A 15,718-nucleotide genomic window follows, 5' to 3' on the forward strand; every position below is an offset into this window, starting at 1 on the left:
ATTCAGGTTATTAAGCAAGGCTATGGCCTGATTTCAAGGATGTCGAACTGAGATTCCCTTGGATTTCCAAATACGTTAAGAGTATCGCCAACCTTCGCGAATATTATCTCAGAACCAAGGGCCTTTGCTGTTCCGGTATATACAAGGTCATCAGACTGGGCCTTTATGAAGAATATCGTGTTTCCGTCAATGACAACACTCTCAATGGCTTCAATCACAATAACCTTTTCCTTTGCATCTGCCCCGGGCTGGCCTGAGGTATCGGTTCTCAGGTTGTACTCCCTTATGATCTCCTGGACCGTATCGCCGACAATTACCTGCTGATAGTTCTCAGCATCGACTAAGGCGAACATCTTGGCAAGTCCTGAAGCGTCCTTGAGTCCTATCAGGTATGTCGGACGGTCCTTGATGTTGAGGAGGACCGGGAAGGTCGGGGTATAGTTCTTCTCCTGGATCTGGCCTGTTGCAGAGTTCATCGCTGAGACCTCGTCTGCCGAAGGCACTGAGAAGAACTTCGCTTCCTTTGTCCGCAGGTTAACGAAATAGAAGCCGAGGTTTGATGAATCGCTTCTGATCGAGGTGACACCAGTGAACAGGTATATGTCGTCGTTAAGTGGTACGTAGTTATAGCCAACTGTAGTCTGGGTAACGTTCTTCTGCCCGATTATCGAGTTGAAGAATCCGTCCATGTAGCTTCCTCTGTAGTCAAGCTGCTGGATCATGAGGTCAGCTGGGTAAACCCTGTCCACCCATGCCGGTACTTCGGAAACATCATAATAGGTGGATTCGCCGGTGTTGCCGTCAGTGACTATAGCACCCTTGACATCAGTTCCACCGAAGAAACCGATACGCCTCGTAAGTACAGAGGTTATGTAGTAACCTCTTCCTTCGTCGTCCACCTCGAAGTTGGTTTCACCAAACATCTTGGTCGGAAACTTGAACCTGATATGCCTGTAGATGTCCCGCATCAGGTAGTCGCTCTTTGAGTACTTGAGCGGATCAACAAGCCTTATAAGGTCTGCTTCCTGGGTAGCCATGTCCACCTTCACGTAATAGGGGATGCCGTTCTTTGCGTTGATTATGTACTTTATTATGTCTGAGTAGGCAAGCGGAGACACCCTGACCGGCACGTTCCTTATGTTGATCTGCGTGTAGTTGTCATTGATCTCGAACTGGGAGACAACCTCCTGGACAGAACCCATCTGCCTTGAGCCGATTATTGCAGCAGCTTCCCTGTCTACAACAGGGACCTTGTCGTAGGTGATTTCCTTGACCGTATCTGCAAAGCTTGCATCCTCAACAGGTATAAGCGCTGAGTAAGCCTTAGCACGGAAGATCGGCTGTGACAGGAATCCAAGGACTGCCGGCGCCACTACAAGCAGAGCTATGGCAACCGCTGAAACGGCGCCCGTCTTGAATATCGGCATCTTGCCCGCGACCAGGTTAAGGCCGTTGTATACGAGTATGCCGGTTATAATGAATGTGTAGAATTCCGGCGCCATGAAATTAAGCGCAGGCAGTGTCAGGAAGAACAGGACAAGCATGATTGCCAAAGCTATAAGCAGGACGAAAACTGGATTTTTCCCTTTCCGGTTGCTGTCCCTCAAAATGACCTTCCTCTTGAAGTCCGCATATGCGTCCTTGAAGCTTTTTGAGGTTCCGCGCCTTGCGCCTGAACCGAAATTGATGGTGAAGCCGCCCTTGTTGTTTGAATCCATATATGATCACTCCTCCCTATACTTATAACAAACCAATATTAATCGTGGATTAAAATCATGTTATTTCATTCAGGTCCGGATAGGTGATAAATATTTGCATGCAAAAAGGACGGCAAGAGCCGTCCTCTGATTTTTGTACTACATGTTATGGTACTTGTGGATCACCCTGTACTCAGGCAGCTTTCCTGCGAGAGGCACGAAATACGAGAGGGCTTCTTCCCTGATGTTGAAGCCGTCCGGAGTCACCCATTCAGCAGGGAAGTACTTGACCTTGTTGGCTATGTTTGATGCGTCTGTAGAGGTGAAGGTCACCTTGTACGGGTCGTCTGATTCCCTTACAAGTATGGCAACCTTTCCTGTTTCACCTGCAGCTGCAAGCTCAAGTGCGGTCTTTCCCAGCTTTCCGGATTCCTCGAGGTCGATTTCTGAAACCGCATGGAATGCGCATCTCTGAAGGACTGAAAGCTCAAGGACCTTTATTCTCTTTGTTATACCATTTGCCTCGATTATTGCCTTTATGGCATTTCCTGCTCCGCCGAGCTGAGCATGTCCGAAGCTGTCATGGCTCTGTGCCTTGGTTGCTGCGAGGAACTCACCGTTCGGGTACTTTACTCCCTCTGAAGCGACTATGTACACGTGGTTCTTCTTATCGAAGGTTTCCTTTACCTTTGCTGCAAATGCAGCCTCATCGAACGGAACCTCAGGGAGGAGGATGAAGTCTGCGCACTGTCTGCCGTTGTACCTTGCAAGGCAGGCTGATGCCGCAAGCCAGCCGGCATCGCGGCCCATGGTCTCTACTATGAAGATCCCGTTGTTGGTGTATACAAGGGAATCAAGGTAGCTCTCGAGCACGATTGTAGCTATGTATTTTGCAGCAGAGCCGAAGCCTGGCGTATGGTCTATTACCATCAGGTCATTGTCGACCGTCTTGGGTATTCCGTTTATCCTTACATCGAAGCCGTTTTCCTTCGCATATGCGGAAAGCTTCTTCACCGTGTCCTGTGAATCGTTGCCTCCTATGTAGAAGAAGGAATCGATGGAGTGTCTCGAGAATATGTCGAATAGCTTCTCGTACTCCTCCTTGTTCACAGTGCTGTCCTTAAGCTTGTACCTGCAGGAGCCGAGACCTGCTGACGGGGTGGTCCTCAGGAGCTCAACCTCTTCGTCTGAAAGCTCTGACATGTCGAAAAAGTCCTCCCTGAGCACTCCCTCAATGCCGTTAAGGCCTGCAAGGACCTTGTCAAAGTGGCCATTTTCCTTGTTTGCAAGATAGAGACCAACCGCTGAAGCGTTGATCACGGAGGTTGGTCCTCCTGACTGGGCTACTAGGCAATTCTTCATTCAATTCTCTCCTTTATCTTTTGAGTATGGCAAGTTAATTGTACCATGGTTTTTTGGAATATATGAAAAAAATTTCCAAAACATGTTTTATTGACATTTTGTGGAATCATAGCGATAAATCAGCCTGAGCTTCCGAAACCGCAGTTCGGGAAAGTGCAGACCTCGCAATGGAGGCAGAGTCCGCCATGTCCAAGCCTTGCGATATCCCTCTTGTCCATCTTGTCATCGGTCATGATCCTTGGCAGGATAAGGTCGAATATCGACCTTCTCTCATACATTACACAGCCGGGAAGACCGACAACAGGTATGTTTCCGTTGTAGTACGAGAGGAGGAACATGGCTCCGGGCAGTACCGGTGAGCCGTAGGTTACCACCTCCGCTCCTGTAGACCGTATCGCAGATGGTGTCACATCATCAGGGTCCACGCTCATGCCTCCTGTGCAGAAGACCATGTCTGCACCTTCTTCAATGAAGCTGACTATCGCTTCCCTTATCATCTCCTGGTTGTCGTCCACTATTTTCTGGCCAAGCACCTCAACGTCAAACTCTGAAAGCTTCCTTCTTATCACAGGTCCGAAGGTATCCTTTATCCTGCCATGGTATACTTCACTGCCGGTAGTGACGATCCCAGCCTTCTTTTTTTTAAATGGCATTATCGAGAGCAGGGGAGCATCTCCGGCAAGTTTCCTTGCTTCCTCCAGCTTCTTCTCATCTATGACAAGGGGAATTATCCTGGTTCCTGCCAGCTTGTCGCCTTTTCTTACAACCGTGTTTGTCTTCCTCGTCGCTATCATTATCTCGTCAACCATGTTGACTTCAAAGAGACGGTCAACGTCAACCTTGAACAGGCCGTCATGCTCAGCTGAGATGTCGACCTTACCCTCCCTCACGGGAGACCAGGACATGCCGTCATTCCCGCAGAGTCCCGCAAGGACCAGGGCGGCGTCATTCTCATGCAGGAAGCCCTCCTGCTTTTCCCAGATGTACAGGTTCTCCTTGCCTACGCTGAGAAGTATAGGGATATCCTCTTCGGTGACCACATGGCCCTTCCTGAATACAGGAGCCTTCGTCTCACCGACTATTATCTGCGTGATGTCATGGCAAAGTACATGTCCGACGGCATCCGCAGTCCTTATAAGCTTCATATGTTATTTCCTTTCTGGTGAGTTTTGTATTCTGACTACTGGTCAAGGCTGAAGCCGTGCTTCCTCACGCCTATGAGCAGCGCTTCAAGGGCTGCGCCGCCTAAGGCGTTTGCCTTGTCTGAGATTGTGAAGCAGTAGCCTTCCGAACCTTCCCTCGGGTCAATGTCAGCTATCTTCATTCCCTCAGGGACGCTGCCTTCCCTTATGAGGCCGCGGAGGACTCCGTCGATTGACGCGACAACATCAGTCCCATCTATGGCAGCAATGGTTTCGCCCTTTGCGACCCTGTCGCCGATCTTCCTTGTATGGGTAAGTCTGCCTGCCTTGCTGCTGTAGATGACCCTCTCTATTCCGAAACCGCCGACAACACCGGGAACACCGGTATTCTCCGAGGCAGTCCCCTCGAATATGAGCCTTCCAAGGTCATGGCCCCGGTTGGTCTCGATGACCGTATCAACATCAACACCGGCTTCAAACCCGGGCCCGAGGGCAATTGTTATGGGGGCCATTTTTTTTGACGTGCCAAGGTTCTTCTTGGCAATTATTGCATCAACTACGGCCATTGGCTTGAGTATGGAAAGAATGAAGCCGCTCTCGTCTGAAAGCACAGGCACCTGACCCTTGTCCCATATCGCTCCGATTTCGGCTGTGCTGCCCGCGAACACTGCGGTCGTGCCTTCCAGGGTTACAGAACCTATGTGGACAGAATCTCCAAAGGATACGGTTCTCCTGATGCAGCTGGGATCATCACTTTCTAGAACAAGGACCCTGAAGCCGCATCTGTGGAGCTTGAGTATCACTCCGGATGCAAGGTCTCCTCCGCCTCTTACTATTACCAGGTTGTTCATGTCATTCACCTGTCCTTTCCAGTATTTCTATGTCTTCCGGTGTATCAGCGTCAAGAAGCTCAATTTCTCTTGCGACTTCCACAAACCTGACACTATCCGGATGTTTCCTGTAAATGCTCCTGCCTCCTGTATCTCCCGAAAGTGATAGCAGCTCTTCCCTGAAGTCTATTGGGAAAAACACGGGGCTTCCTGTCCTGTCTCCGGATCTTGGTACTATGATGCATCCCGGATTAGAGGCTGCCTCACAAATGATCCTATTGACTGTAGATTTTGAAATGAAGGGCTGGTCTCCCATAATGAAGAGATAGCCTTCTGAAATGGCATCTGACGCAAGTATCCCTTTTATTACAGAGGTGCTCTGGCCATCGGATGCATCTTCATTTCCAACTGGCCTTATTCCAAGTGCCTCAGCCCTTATTGCTATCAGCCCGTCGTTTGTCACGACAAGTGCGTCAATACCAGGAACTGAAGCCACGGCCTCAAGGACCCACTCGATCATTTCCTTGCCTTGGACAAGCCTGTGTAGCTTATCCCCGTTCATCCGCCTGCCAAAGCCTGCGGCAAGTATAATGGCTGTAATCGCCATGGCCGATCGCCTCCAGACTCAGTATGAAATGCTTGGATATCATGTGTCCGGTGTCTCCAGCCTCGACCAGCGCGGAAAGCTTCAGTCCAGCCTCGTGGAGGCTTTCATCGTCTGCCTGGCTGATGACAAGGATCCTTTCTCCGGAGGAGTTCCTGAAGAGTCCGTCCTGTGAGAGTACAAGACGTTTCAGTACCTCCATCGTAACACTTTTTTCACCAAGGGAAAACTCCCCGAACAATCCAATATTGTGGACGTGCTCCTCATCTATGACCATACCGAGGGATGATATGGGAATTATCCCGATGGTCTTTGAAGTGAAACGGGGCACCACAGGCTCACCATCCCTCCATGCCTTTAGCTTCTTCATCCTCGAGCCGTCTGCTTCGATCAGGATGACGTCAAAGAAGGGGAGAAGGCCTGCAAGGGTATCCTCAGACACCGAGGTAAGCTTACCTTCGCTGTTTAAAGGACCTCCAGCTGCAACCAGCCCTTCGATCGCAGTGCTTTCTTCGCGCATCAATTTTCCCATATCGGTATAGAGCCTGTCATAGTCGCCTTCTTCAGGCAAGTATATCTTTGTAGTTGTTGTCGCGAGGACCTTTCTGCCTTCCTTAAGCTTTCGTGCAAGGCTAAACATGAGGGTTGTCTTGCCGCCGGTGCCTGTTATTGCGATGACCTCATGCGGCCCTATTCCAAGGTCTGTTGAAAACTGCTCCATGGCTTCTCCTGATATGTCCGATAAAATGAATTTCCTGCAGACTTTGGCTGCAGGAAATCACATTAATCGCTACTTAGATTTTCTATAGAATGTGTTTTCCAGAGGGAGTCTTGTCCTGAAGTTCCTGTCAAGGTTGAAGTAGGCATTCTGGACAGCCGGCGCCGTAGGTACGGTGGTTATCTCACCTATGCCCTTTGCTCCGTACGCCAGTGAATCCTCGTTCTTTTCCACAAGCACAGCCCTGACCTCAGGTATCTGGGTTGACTTGAAGAGTCCGAGTGTCCCGTATTTTACCTTCGGGACAGAGGCTTCAAGCTTGAAGTCCTCCGTGAGGGCGTATCCCAGTCCCATAACCACTCCGCCTTCAATCTGGCCTTCTGCAGCAACCGGATTGATCGCACGTCCAATGTCGTGGGCCGCAATGACCTTCACAAGCTTCCCTTCCTTGTCGAGTACCACCATCTGGGTCGCGAAACCGTAGGATACATGGCTGACAGGATTCGGCTTGTCTGAGCCCATGGGGTCTGACTTGAAGGAGTATTCCCCCTTGTAGAGCTCACCTTCGAGCTCCGCCAGGCTCCTGCCCTTGTCAAGCTGCTCCTTGAGCTGGAGTGCCGCGGTCCTTACTGCTTCACCTGTGAATACGGTCTGCCTTGATGCAGTTGTCGTACCCGAATTCGGCGTGTACTTCGTATCGGGATTCTCAACGACTACCTGGTCAAAAGTAAGGCCTGTGGTCTCACAAAGAACCTGAAGCATTATGGTCCCGATTCCCTGTCCTATGCAGGCTGCGCTGCTCCTTATGTGTGCCTTGCCGTTCTTTATCGCTATGTTGCATCTTCCTGTATCGGGAACTCCTACGCCAAGTCCTGCGTTCTTCATTCCTGAAGCGAGGCCTACTGCGTAAGAAGGGTCATTCCAGTACCTGTCGAACTCTTCCTTCACTGCATCCAGCGTCTCGACGAAGCCTGTTCCGCCGTCGGCTATCTGTCCGTTCGGCAGTTCGTCTCCCGGCTTTATCGCATTCCTTCTCCTGATCTCCCATGGGGAAATTCCGACCTTGTCCGCAAGTGCGTTCAGGCAGCTTTCCATGGCGAAGCAGGACTGGGTCACCCCGAAGCCCCTGAAGGCTCCTGAAGGAGGATTGTTGGTGTAGGCTGCCCTTCCTTCGATATCGACATTGTGGTAGTTGTAGGGTCCTGCAGCATGGGTGCATGCCCTCTGAAGCACAGGACCGCCCAGTGAGGCATATGCGCCCGTATCTGAAACTATCCTTGCCTTCATTCCCTGCAGTATCCCGTTTTCATCGCAGCCTACGGTGAAGTGCATCTCCATGGGGTGCCTCTTGGGATGTATCGCAAGGCTTTCCGCCCTGGAGAACCTCACCTTGACAGGCTTCTGCACGAGATAGGCCAGAAGTCCCGCATGATGCTGGACCACCATGTCCTCCTTGCCTCCGAAACCTCCGCCGACGTAGGCGCTCCTTATCCTTACCTTTTCAATGGGTATTCCGCATACCTCTGCCACTTCCCTCTGCTCATCGTATATGCCCTGGCTGGCTGTTATTACCTCAAGCCCGTCTCCTACCGGGATGCCTATTGCGCATTCAGGCTCGAGGAAGGCATGGTCGGTGGCAGGAGTGTTGAAGGTCATGTCGACAACATATGCAGATTCCTTCAGGGCCATTTCTGCGTCTCCGCGCTTCAGCTGCTGGAATGACAGCTGGTTTCCCTTTTCGTGGATCTTTGGAGCATCCTCTGCCAGGGATTCGGCAGGCGATGTTATCGGCTTAAGCTCCTCATACTCCACATTTATAAGGCCAAGGGCCTTTTCAAGTATCTCCTCAGTCTCGGCGACAACAAGGGCAACAGAGTCCCCGATGTACCTTGTGGTCTCACCGATGTCTATCATCGCAGGCCAGTCCTTTACGAGGTGGCCGATGTACCTGTGGCCCGGGATGTCCTTGGCAGTATATGCTCCGATGACTCCCGGAAGGGCAGCTGCTTCGCTTGTATCTATTGAAAGCACTGTAGCCCTGGGGAACCTGGTCCTCAGAGCCTTACCGTATACCATACCGTCAATCTTGTAGTCGTCCACGTATTTCCCTGTTCCAAGCGCCTTTGCCCTCGCATCGACTCTTGGTACGCTGTGGTACACTCCCGACTTGTCATTTGACACTATCGGCGTACCTTCCCTGAGTATCTTCGCAGCCATGAGCATCGCATCGACTATCTTCACATAGCCGGTACACCTGCATATGTTTCCTCTGATACCCTTCCTGCAGTCTTCCGCTGTGGGGTCGGGATTGACATCAATAAGGGCTTTTGCAGCCACTATCATTCCCGGTGTGCAGAATCCGCACTGTACTGCCCCTGCCTTCTCAAATGAGTAGGCATAAACTTCCTTCTCCCTTTCAGTGAAGCCTTCCAGGGTCTCCACGCTCTTCCCGGCTACCTTGGCGGTAGTCAGGACGCAGGCCTTGGTAAGCTTTCCGTCAACCAGCACCGAGCAGGTGCCGCAGGCGCCTTCGCTGCAGCCGTTCTTGACCGACGTAAGGCCAAGCTCCTCCCTCAGATACTTCATGAGGCCCATATCCTCTGCCGAAATAATCTCTTTTCCGTTTACCTTAAATGCAAACATGCATACCTCTCCTTTTTGGCCGTGAAAAAATCAATCCAACGACAACCGCCAGGTTTGTCTGTAATTGTTTACAAAAAACCTCTGGCAGTGCAGCAAAAAGCGGGTTAAGGTCTCCACATCAGCCCGGAATGCAACAATGGAGACGAATGACACTTATAATCGCGCTAATTATATCATTATGAAAACGAAAACTCAACAAGCTGTGAAATCCTTGTCATCGTGAGGACCAGATCAAGGTAAGTTCAACTTAGGGATAAGATTGACCATACCTGATAATGTAGGGAGCGGTGGAAGGCTGAAGTGAAAGAAGTGAAAGGATCTGGCCAAAATAAGATTGCACCGCATTTTAGCCTGTAATGTCGCTGTTTTCTTGGCTATAATAAGATTGTATCGTATTTTGGTAGAAGGAGGCTTTGCTATGGCATATATCTAAAGAGATTTGGAGAGCAAAATCCGTACTCTTTCAGAAGAATATTCCGGAATTATCATCACAGCGCCTCGTCAGGTTGGCAAGACTACAGTTTTAAAACAGCTGATGGATAAGGATCGCGAATATGTGACACTGGATGACATGGAGGAGCGCCATCTTGCGAAGACTGACCCTGCAATGTTTTTGCAAATGCACTCTCTTCCAATCATGATAGATGAAGTGCAATATGCACCAGAGCTTTTTTCATATATCAAGATTGCTGTTGACAATGGAGCTGCGCCAGGCTCGTTTTGGCTTACAGGCTCTCATACCTTCAAGCTTATGGAGCTGGCCCAAGAGTCATTAGCAAGCAGAATTGCAATTCTCAACATGCATGCCTTGTCACAGCATGAAATATACGGCAAAGGGGAAGCTGCTCCGTTCACTGTAGATATTGACGCGCTTAAGGCTCGAAAAGACAGGATTGAACCAACTGATATGAAGGGTATTTACGAACGAATCTGGAAAGGTTCCATGCCTGGTCTTGTCAGTGGAAGGTATAAAGACAGGGATGTGTTCTACAGCAGCTATCTGCAGACCTATATCCAGCGTGATGTAAGAGAGCAGGCTGCGATTACAGATACTATGCTTTTCAGTGATTTTATCCGTTCAGCTGCTGCAAGAGTGGGGCAGATTCTGAACACCCATGACATCGCACAGGATGTCGGCGTTTCAGATGACACAGCAAAGCGCTGGCTGCTGATAATGGAAAGATCAGGCGTGATTTTTTATCTGAAACCATACTCAAACAATCTTCTAAAACGTACAATAAGGACGCCAAAACTGTATTTTTTTGATACTGGTCTGGTTGTTTATCTGACCAGGTACTCTTCGCCGGAAATATTGGCAAGTGGAGCCATAAGTGGTGCAATTCTAGAAAATTATGCAGTATCAGAAATCCTTAAGACTTATCATGACAATGCCAGGGAGTGCCTGATGTGGCATTACCGAGACAAGGAAAGCAATGAGATCGATATAGTCCTGGAGAACGATGGATCACTACATCCTCTGGAGATCAAGCGATCTGTGAATCCGGGCAGTGAGCTGATTGGTACATTCAATTTGCTGGATAAGGCATCTGTTTCCCGCGGCAAGGGAGCCATACTATGCATGCGTCCTGAATTAACAGCCATAAATACAGATAATTATGTCATACCTATATGGATGATATAGGATACTAGGGCTATCGGTGATCTTAGGGAAGTCTTTATGCAAAATCAGGATGATGACGGGCTAAGGACTGATTTTCATTTAGGAGCAAATGGTATCTGATTAATAAATTGGAGACAATCTGGGGGAGGAACCATGAGCAGAAAAATGGATAATAGCAATCCTGATCTGACATTTTTTAAGAGAAAAGGTAATAAGATGCTCTCATTCTTACTGGATTGCGTCAGTAAGGGGGACCGCTCTGGTATTCTCGAACTGTTCTCAGGAAATGACTATAGTGAAATAACTAAGATTATTGTCGGTAATGAGACAACTGTTGCTGTGATGGTATTCCAGTATCTGGCACCTCAGATAGTAAGGGCAGCTGTAGATGGCGGTCTTCCTTGGTCAGAAGCATCTGGACACTACCTTCAATATGTTGATGATTCGAGAAAATTGGGTTCAGTCTCAACTCTTCTCGAGCTTCAGAAGAAAATGTTCGTTGATTATGCTGAAATGGTTTCGAATGCGATTCATGAATTTTCTCCTTTGGTTCGAGAATGCAGACTCTATATTAAAGCCAATCCAGGTGGGAATCTTTCCTTGTCAGAAATCTCCGGGAGACTTTTTACCAGCAAAAGCCATCTGTCCCATGCTTTTAAGGACGAGACAGGAGAAACTATCTCAGACTTCATAAGGTACACCAGGATAGAGGAGTCCAAACGGATGATCAGGTATACTTCTGCTACAATCACAAGCATTGGAGAGACCCTCGGATTTTCTTCTCCAAGTCATTTTTCAAGCGTATTCCATAAGGTGACTGGAATGACACCGATGGAATTTCGGAACAAATACGCGAAGGTGGTACTTGGTACAGGGCAATAATAGCAATAATCTGATAGCCACTGCATTATTATGACAGTAAGAAATTATCTGCCTTGGTATTATGATGGAAGATATTGAATTTTCCAATAATTTACCAGGGGGGGACAGGAAAGATATGGGAAATCTTGAAGGAAAAGTCGCAATCGTGACAGGATCAGGCCAGGGTATTGGACGAGGAATAGCAGTTTATCTTGCTAGGCAAGGAGTGAAAGTAGTAACCAACAACAGGAAGCAAGGATCGGGTACGCTCAGGAAATTCAAAAAGGAAGACATACCTAAGGAAGACTGGGACAAGATGATCGAGCTTGTCGGCGATGCCGAAACCACTGCTGAGCTGATCAGAAGTGAAGGAGGCGAAGCATTACCATTCTTTGGAGATGTTTCCGAATGGGACACTGCAGAGAAGATTGTGAACTTTGCGGTAGATACCTTCGGAAGTGTTGATATTGTAGTGAACAATGCAGCAGGGACAGGTTCAGGATCCGTACTTTCTACTACCGAAGAGAAGTGGGATCTACTAACAGGCACGAAACTGAAAGGCTCTTTCAATCTGATGCATTTTGCTGTACCTCATATGATCAAGGGTGGCTATGGAAGGATTCTGAATGCAAGTTCTGAAGCATGGACCGGTATACCGGACAATGTAGCATATTGTGTTGCAAATGCAGGTGTGGTTGGGCTTACCTGGGCTGCGGCAAAGGAATTATGGAGATACGGAATCACAGTCAATGCATTCTGTCCACAGGGAGCATCTCCATCACATGCTGTGGAGTATGCAGCAATGGTAAGAAATGTAAAGAACATAACAGGCAGGGAGCCGGATCCAAATATTCTGAAGGTGGTAGAGCAAAATCACGGAGACCCTATTGGGATCGGGCCCGTCCTGGCTTTTCTCTGCACTGAAGAAGGCGCACACATAAGCGGTTCAGTCTTCAGTATCTATGCTTCTGGTGTAGCAAAGCTTTATGAAAATCCTGCGGTAGTGTCACAAATCTCGAAAAAACCAGGAGAATCCTGGACACTTGAAGAATTGAACACAGCCTTCAGCGAAGAGCTTCTTGGCAAGGATTATAAGGCTCCAGCAAGTGTGAGGATGTGGTAATGAAATAAAGGGAACGGTCTCGTTGAACTGCCTTCCGGAATGGATTATCATTATGATAAGAATCGTAAATACGGAAGGTTGATGGATATGGAGACAGATGTACTGGAATTTTTGACTGACAGGCTGAAGACAGGAAGAAAGTGCGCCATGATACTTCTTGAGGTCAATGAGGGCTCGACCCCTGGAGTGACGGGGTCGATCATGGCTGTGGACTCTGAAGGGAAAAGGACCGGAACCATAGGAGGCGGAAACCTTGAGTACCAGGTTGTAAAAAGGGCCCTTGAAGGGATGAAGGAAGGGAAGCATTTCGGCTTCGAGTATTCGCTCGTTGAGAAGGGGGAGCTGGCCATGGTATGCGGGGGAGATGTCAAGGGATTCGTGAAGTACTTCAATCCACCCTCGAACCTCGTCATATTCGGGGCAGGGCACGTAGGTGAGAAGCTTGCCGAGGTAGCGAAGCCCCTTGGCTTCAACATATACATAGCCGATGACAGGGAGGAATACTCATCACTTCCCGCATATTCTGGGATCAAAGAATACATAAGCCTCAAACCTTCTGAGGCAAAGTCAAGGATACCCTTCGGTGAGAACACTTACATAGTTGTCGCAACGAGAGGGCATGTGCTTGACCAGGAAGCCTACAAGGCATGCCTGGGTGAAAGATATGCCTACCTTGGAGGTCTCGGAAGCAGGAAGAAGGCACTGGAGACGCTTGCGCTCCTTAAGGGAAGCGGATACACGGATGAGGTCCTCGGGACATTGCATCTGCCCATAGGCCTTGACATATCCAACGGAAGTCCGGCGGAAATAGCTGTCGCAATTCTTGCTGAGATCCTTCAGGTGAAGAACGGGAAGGAGCTTCGGAGCATGAAGGACAGGATGGCTGGTGCCGGCGGAGCTTCCAGATGAAAAGGGGTATGGATCCAGGCATTTCTGAGAAAAGGTCCTACCTCAAGCAGATACAGCCTTCCGTGACAAAGTATGCGGAGGTCATAGCCGGCGTACTCAACGTTGATGTGGAGATAGTGGATGACAATCTGGAGAAGATAGCGGGAACCGGAAGGTTCAAAGACGACATCAACACATTCTCAAAGGGTCTCGTATACGAGACCGTACTAAGGGAAGGACGGCACAGGGTAATAGATTTCCCCCGGGAAAACGAGATATGCAGGTTTTGCGATTCCAGGGGCGAATGCATAGAGACAATGGAGATCGCAACACCGATAATGTCGGACGGGGAGAAGATAGGTGTCATAGGCCTTGTCTGCACCACAGAGGAGCAGAAGGGATACATCAGCAGAAGCCTTGATTCCCACGTGGATTTCCTGAATCAGATCAGTGACCTCATAGCCTCCAAGGTCCAGGAGAACAGGAGCTTTGAGACTAACCTTGCCAGCATATCCATGCTGAGGAACATACTGGACAACATAGAGAACGGGGTAATCGTCGTCGATGACGGCGGCAGTGTTGCGTATATCAACCAGAAGGCCATGGGGAAGCTCGGCGTGGAAGCTGAGGTGAAGGTCCTGGGTAAGGTGTTTGATGCAAGGAAGGGTGCAAGCGGAATTGGGAATGCGGACGAATACGCCATAAGGATCGGAGGCAGGTCCTACAAGGTAATGGGTAATCTTCTGGAGCTTGCCCCCATATACAGGGGCTACAGGAAGCTCTTCATATTCTCAACCCTGAGGGAGGTAAGGAACTCAGCGTACGCGCTGACATCGGAGACCAGGCTTCTTCCCATGGAGAACATAATTGGTGAGTCCGATGTCATGAAGGAGATCAAGGAAACCATTGCAAAGGTTGCAAGGACCGGCTCAACAGTGCTCATAAGGGGTGAGAGCGGTACAGGCAAGGAGCTGATAGCAAGGGCGATACATGCCGAAAGCGACAGGAGGGACCAGCCCTTTGTCGGAATAAACTGCTCGGCCATACCTGAGACCCTGATTGAGAGCGAATTCTTCGGATATGCTAAGGGCGCGTTTTCCGGGGCAAGCCCTGGCGGCAGGATAGGAAAGTTCGAGCTTGCGAACAAGGGGGTCCTGTTCCTTGATGAAATAGGGGACATGCCTCTTTATCTTCAGACAAAGGTCCTGAGGGTGCTGCAGGAGAGGTCCTTCTCCAGGGTGGGGTCAAATGAGACCATAGACCTTGACATAAGGGTCGTAGCAGCAACCAACAGGAACCTGGAGGAGATGATAAGGACTAACCAGTTCAGGAGAGACCTGTTCTACAGGCTTAACGTCATTCCAATAGATGTGCCTCCGCTCAGGTCCAGGGGGGACGATCTTGAGCTTCTTGTGGAGACCTTCCTCACAAAGTACAATTCACTGTTCGGCAAGGACATTACCGGGATAGACGGCGAAGCGATGAAGGCGCTGAAGAAATACAAATGGCCTGGCAATGTAAGGGAGCTTGAGAACATCATACAGTATATGGTGACCATGGCAGGCTCAACAGGCATGATCATGAAGGATACGCTGCCTGAAGGGATACTCCGTGGCAGCAAGTCCGGTAACCATAAGATATCCACATCGGATACCAGGACCCTCAGGGAGATCGAAGACGAGCATATCAGGAACATCCTGGAGCTTTACGGAACTACGACCGAGGGCAAGAAGAAGGCTGCAAAGGTGCTTGGGATAGGAATAGCGACACTTTACAGAAAGCTCGGAGAAATTTATCAGAATGATAAAAACCTTTGATATCAATGGATTTCTTGAAATCATAGAATGAAATCGATTGCCATTGACGTTGGAATGGAGATTATTTTATTATCAAAATGAGAATTAGTTCTCATTTTGATAATTTTTTGTCTGAAAACGAATGCGGAGCAGCCATGAAATTGAGTCACCCAAAAATCATATCGGCAATCAGAAGAGAAAATATTAACAATATGGTCATGTTCAATATGATATTATGTTGATAAAGGCAAATATTGGGGACATTTTTACTCTTTTGGTTCTTTGAGAAATATTTGGCATTGGAATTGCTTTTATCTGAGGTGATGTGACCGGATGCAAAGGCTTTTTCCGGAAGATGAGCCTTGAAGTACGACGCCCTGAATGACAGGTTAAGGGGGCAGGTGACGCACCGGTCAATATGAGAGAAGGAGTA

At 49.0% G+C, this 15,718-nt stretch carries 12 protein-coding genes; 5 read left to right on the forward strand and 7 right to left on the reverse strand.

The genetic code is table 11. From position 1 onward, the window contains the following. Positions 1-20: 20 nt before the first annotated feature. The 7 genes from T472_RS14140 to xdh all read right to left on the reverse strand — a co-directional run bounded on the left by T472_RS14140 (position 21) and on the right by xdh (position 8,996). Complete coding sequence (locus tag T472_RS14140) at positions 21-1,718, reverse strand: hypothetical protein (protein WP_023386224.1); 1,698 nt, start codon at positions 1,716-1,718, stop codon at positions 21-23. 138 nt (positions 1,719-1,856) lie between these two features. Continuing rightward, on the reverse strand, positions 1,857-3,059 hold the full coding sequence (locus tag T472_RS14145; RefSeq protein ID WP_023386226.1) for a 6-phosphofructokinase: 1,203 nt from the start codon (positions 3,057-3,059) through the stop codon (positions 1,857-1,859). Positions 3,060-3,178: 119 nt separating this feature from the next. Further along, entirely contained in the window at positions 3,179-4,204 is a 1,026-nt protein-coding gene (locus tag T472_RS14150) for a molybdopterin-binding protein (protein ID WP_023386228.1), read from the reverse strand. Between the two features lie 35 nt (positions 4,205-4,239). Further along, entirely contained in the window at positions 4,240-5,052 is an 813-nt protein-coding gene (gene yqeB / locus T472_RS14155; RefSeq protein WP_023386230.1) for a selenium-dependent molybdenum cofactor biosynthesis protein YqeB, read from the reverse strand. 1 nt (position 5,053) lies between these two features. Then, positions 5,054-5,638, reverse strand: a complete 585-nt coding sequence (locus T472_RS14160; protein WP_023386231.1) for a nucleotidyltransferase family protein — start codon at positions 5,636-5,638, stop codon at positions 5,054-5,056. Further along, positions 5,580-6,356, reverse strand: a complete 777-nt coding sequence (gene yqeC / locus T472_RS14165; protein WP_023386233.1) for a selenium cofactor biosynthesis protein YqeC — start codon at positions 6,354-6,356, stop codon at positions 5,580-5,582. Before yqeC ends, T472_RS14160 begins: the two co-directional genes overlap by 59 nt. Positions 6,357-6,425: 69 nt before the next feature. Then, complete coding sequence (gene xdh, locus T472_RS14170; protein ID WP_023386234.1) at positions 6,426-8,996, reverse strand: selenium-dependent xanthine dehydrogenase; 2,571 nt, start codon at positions 8,994-8,996, stop codon at positions 6,426-6,428. A gap of 439 nt (positions 8,997-9,435) precedes the next feature. Between xdh and T472_RS14175 the strand changes: the two genes are divergently transcribed. The 5 genes from T472_RS14175 (at position 9,436) to T472_RS14195 (ending at position 15,306) form a co-directional block, all read left to right on the forward strand. After that, entirely contained in the window at positions 9,436-10,638 is a 1,203-nt protein-coding gene (locus tag T472_RS14175; protein ID WP_023386237.1) for an ATP-binding protein, read from the forward strand. 132 nt (positions 10,639-10,770) lie between these two features. Continuing rightward, positions 10,771-11,499: an AraC family transcriptional regulator gene (locus tag T472_RS14180; protein ID WP_023386240.1), complete on the forward strand. Its 729-nt coding sequence runs from the start codon at positions 10,771-10,773 to the stop codon at positions 11,497-11,499. A gap of 115 nt (positions 11,500-11,614) precedes the next feature. Beyond that, complete coding sequence (locus T472_RS14185; RefSeq protein ID WP_023386242.1) at positions 11,615-12,601, forward strand: SDR family NAD(P)-dependent oxidoreductase; 987 nt, start codon at positions 11,615-11,617, stop codon at positions 12,599-12,601. An 87-nt stretch (positions 12,602-12,688) separates the two neighbouring features. After that, positions 12,689-13,510 (forward strand): XdhC family protein, encoded by an 822-nt coding sequence (locus T472_RS14190; protein ID WP_040907780.1) that lies wholly within the window; start codon positions 12,689-12,691, stop codon positions 13,508-13,510. Continuing rightward, positions 13,507-15,306, forward strand: a complete 1,800-nt coding sequence (locus T472_RS14195; protein ID WP_023863665.1) for a sigma-54-dependent Fis family transcriptional regulator — start codon at positions 13,507-13,509, stop codon at positions 15,304-15,306. Before T472_RS14190 ends, T472_RS14195 begins: the two co-directional genes overlap by 4 nt. Positions 15,307-15,718: the final 412 nt, after the last annotated feature.

The organism is Youngiibacter fragilis 232.1, from assembly GCF_000495435.3.
Lineage (GTDB): Bacteria > Bacillota > Clostridia > Clostridiales > Clostridiaceae > Youngiibacter > Youngiibacter fragilis.

Coding starts and splice junctions, on each gene's coding strand:
- T472_RS14140 (WP_023386224.1), bottom strand. CDS start 1,718: ATGGATTCAAACAACAAGGGCGGCTTCACCATCAATTTCGGTTCAGGC.
- T472_RS14145 (WP_023386226.1), bottom strand. CDS start 3,059: ATGAAGAATTGCCTAGTAGCCCAGTCAGGAGGACCAACCTCCGTGATC.
- T472_RS14150 (WP_023386228.1), bottom strand. CDS start 4,204: ATGAAGCTTATAAGGACTGCGGATGCCGTCGGACATGTACTTTGCCAT.
- yqeB (WP_023386230.1), bottom strand. CDS start 5,052: ATGAACAACCTGGTAATAGTAAGAGGCGGAGGAGACCTTGCATCCGGA.
- T472_RS14160 (WP_023386231.1), bottom strand. CDS start 5,638: ATGGCGATTACAGCCATTATACTTGCCGCAGGCTTTGGCAGGCGGATG.
- yqeC (WP_023386233.1), bottom strand. CDS start 6,356: ATGGAGCAGTTTTCAACAGACCTTGGAATAGGGCCGCATGAGGTCATC.
- xdh (WP_023386234.1), bottom strand. CDS start 8,996: ATGTTTGCATTTAAGGTAAACGGAAAAGAGATTATTTCGGCAGAGGAT.
- T472_RS14180 (WP_023386240.1), top strand. CDS start 10,771: ATGAGCAGAAAAATGGATAATAGCAATCCTGATCTGACATTTTTTAAG.
- T472_RS14185 (WP_023386242.1), top strand. CDS start 11,615: ATGGGAAATCTTGAAGGAAAAGTCGCAATCGTGACAGGATCAGGCCAG.
- T472_RS14190 (WP_040907780.1), top strand. CDS start 12,689: ATGGAGACAGATGTACTGGAATTTTTGACTGACAGGCTGAAGACAGGA.
- T472_RS14195 (WP_023863665.1), top strand. CDS start 13,507: ATGAAAAGGGGTATGGATCCAGGCATTTCTGAGAAAAGGTCCTACCTC.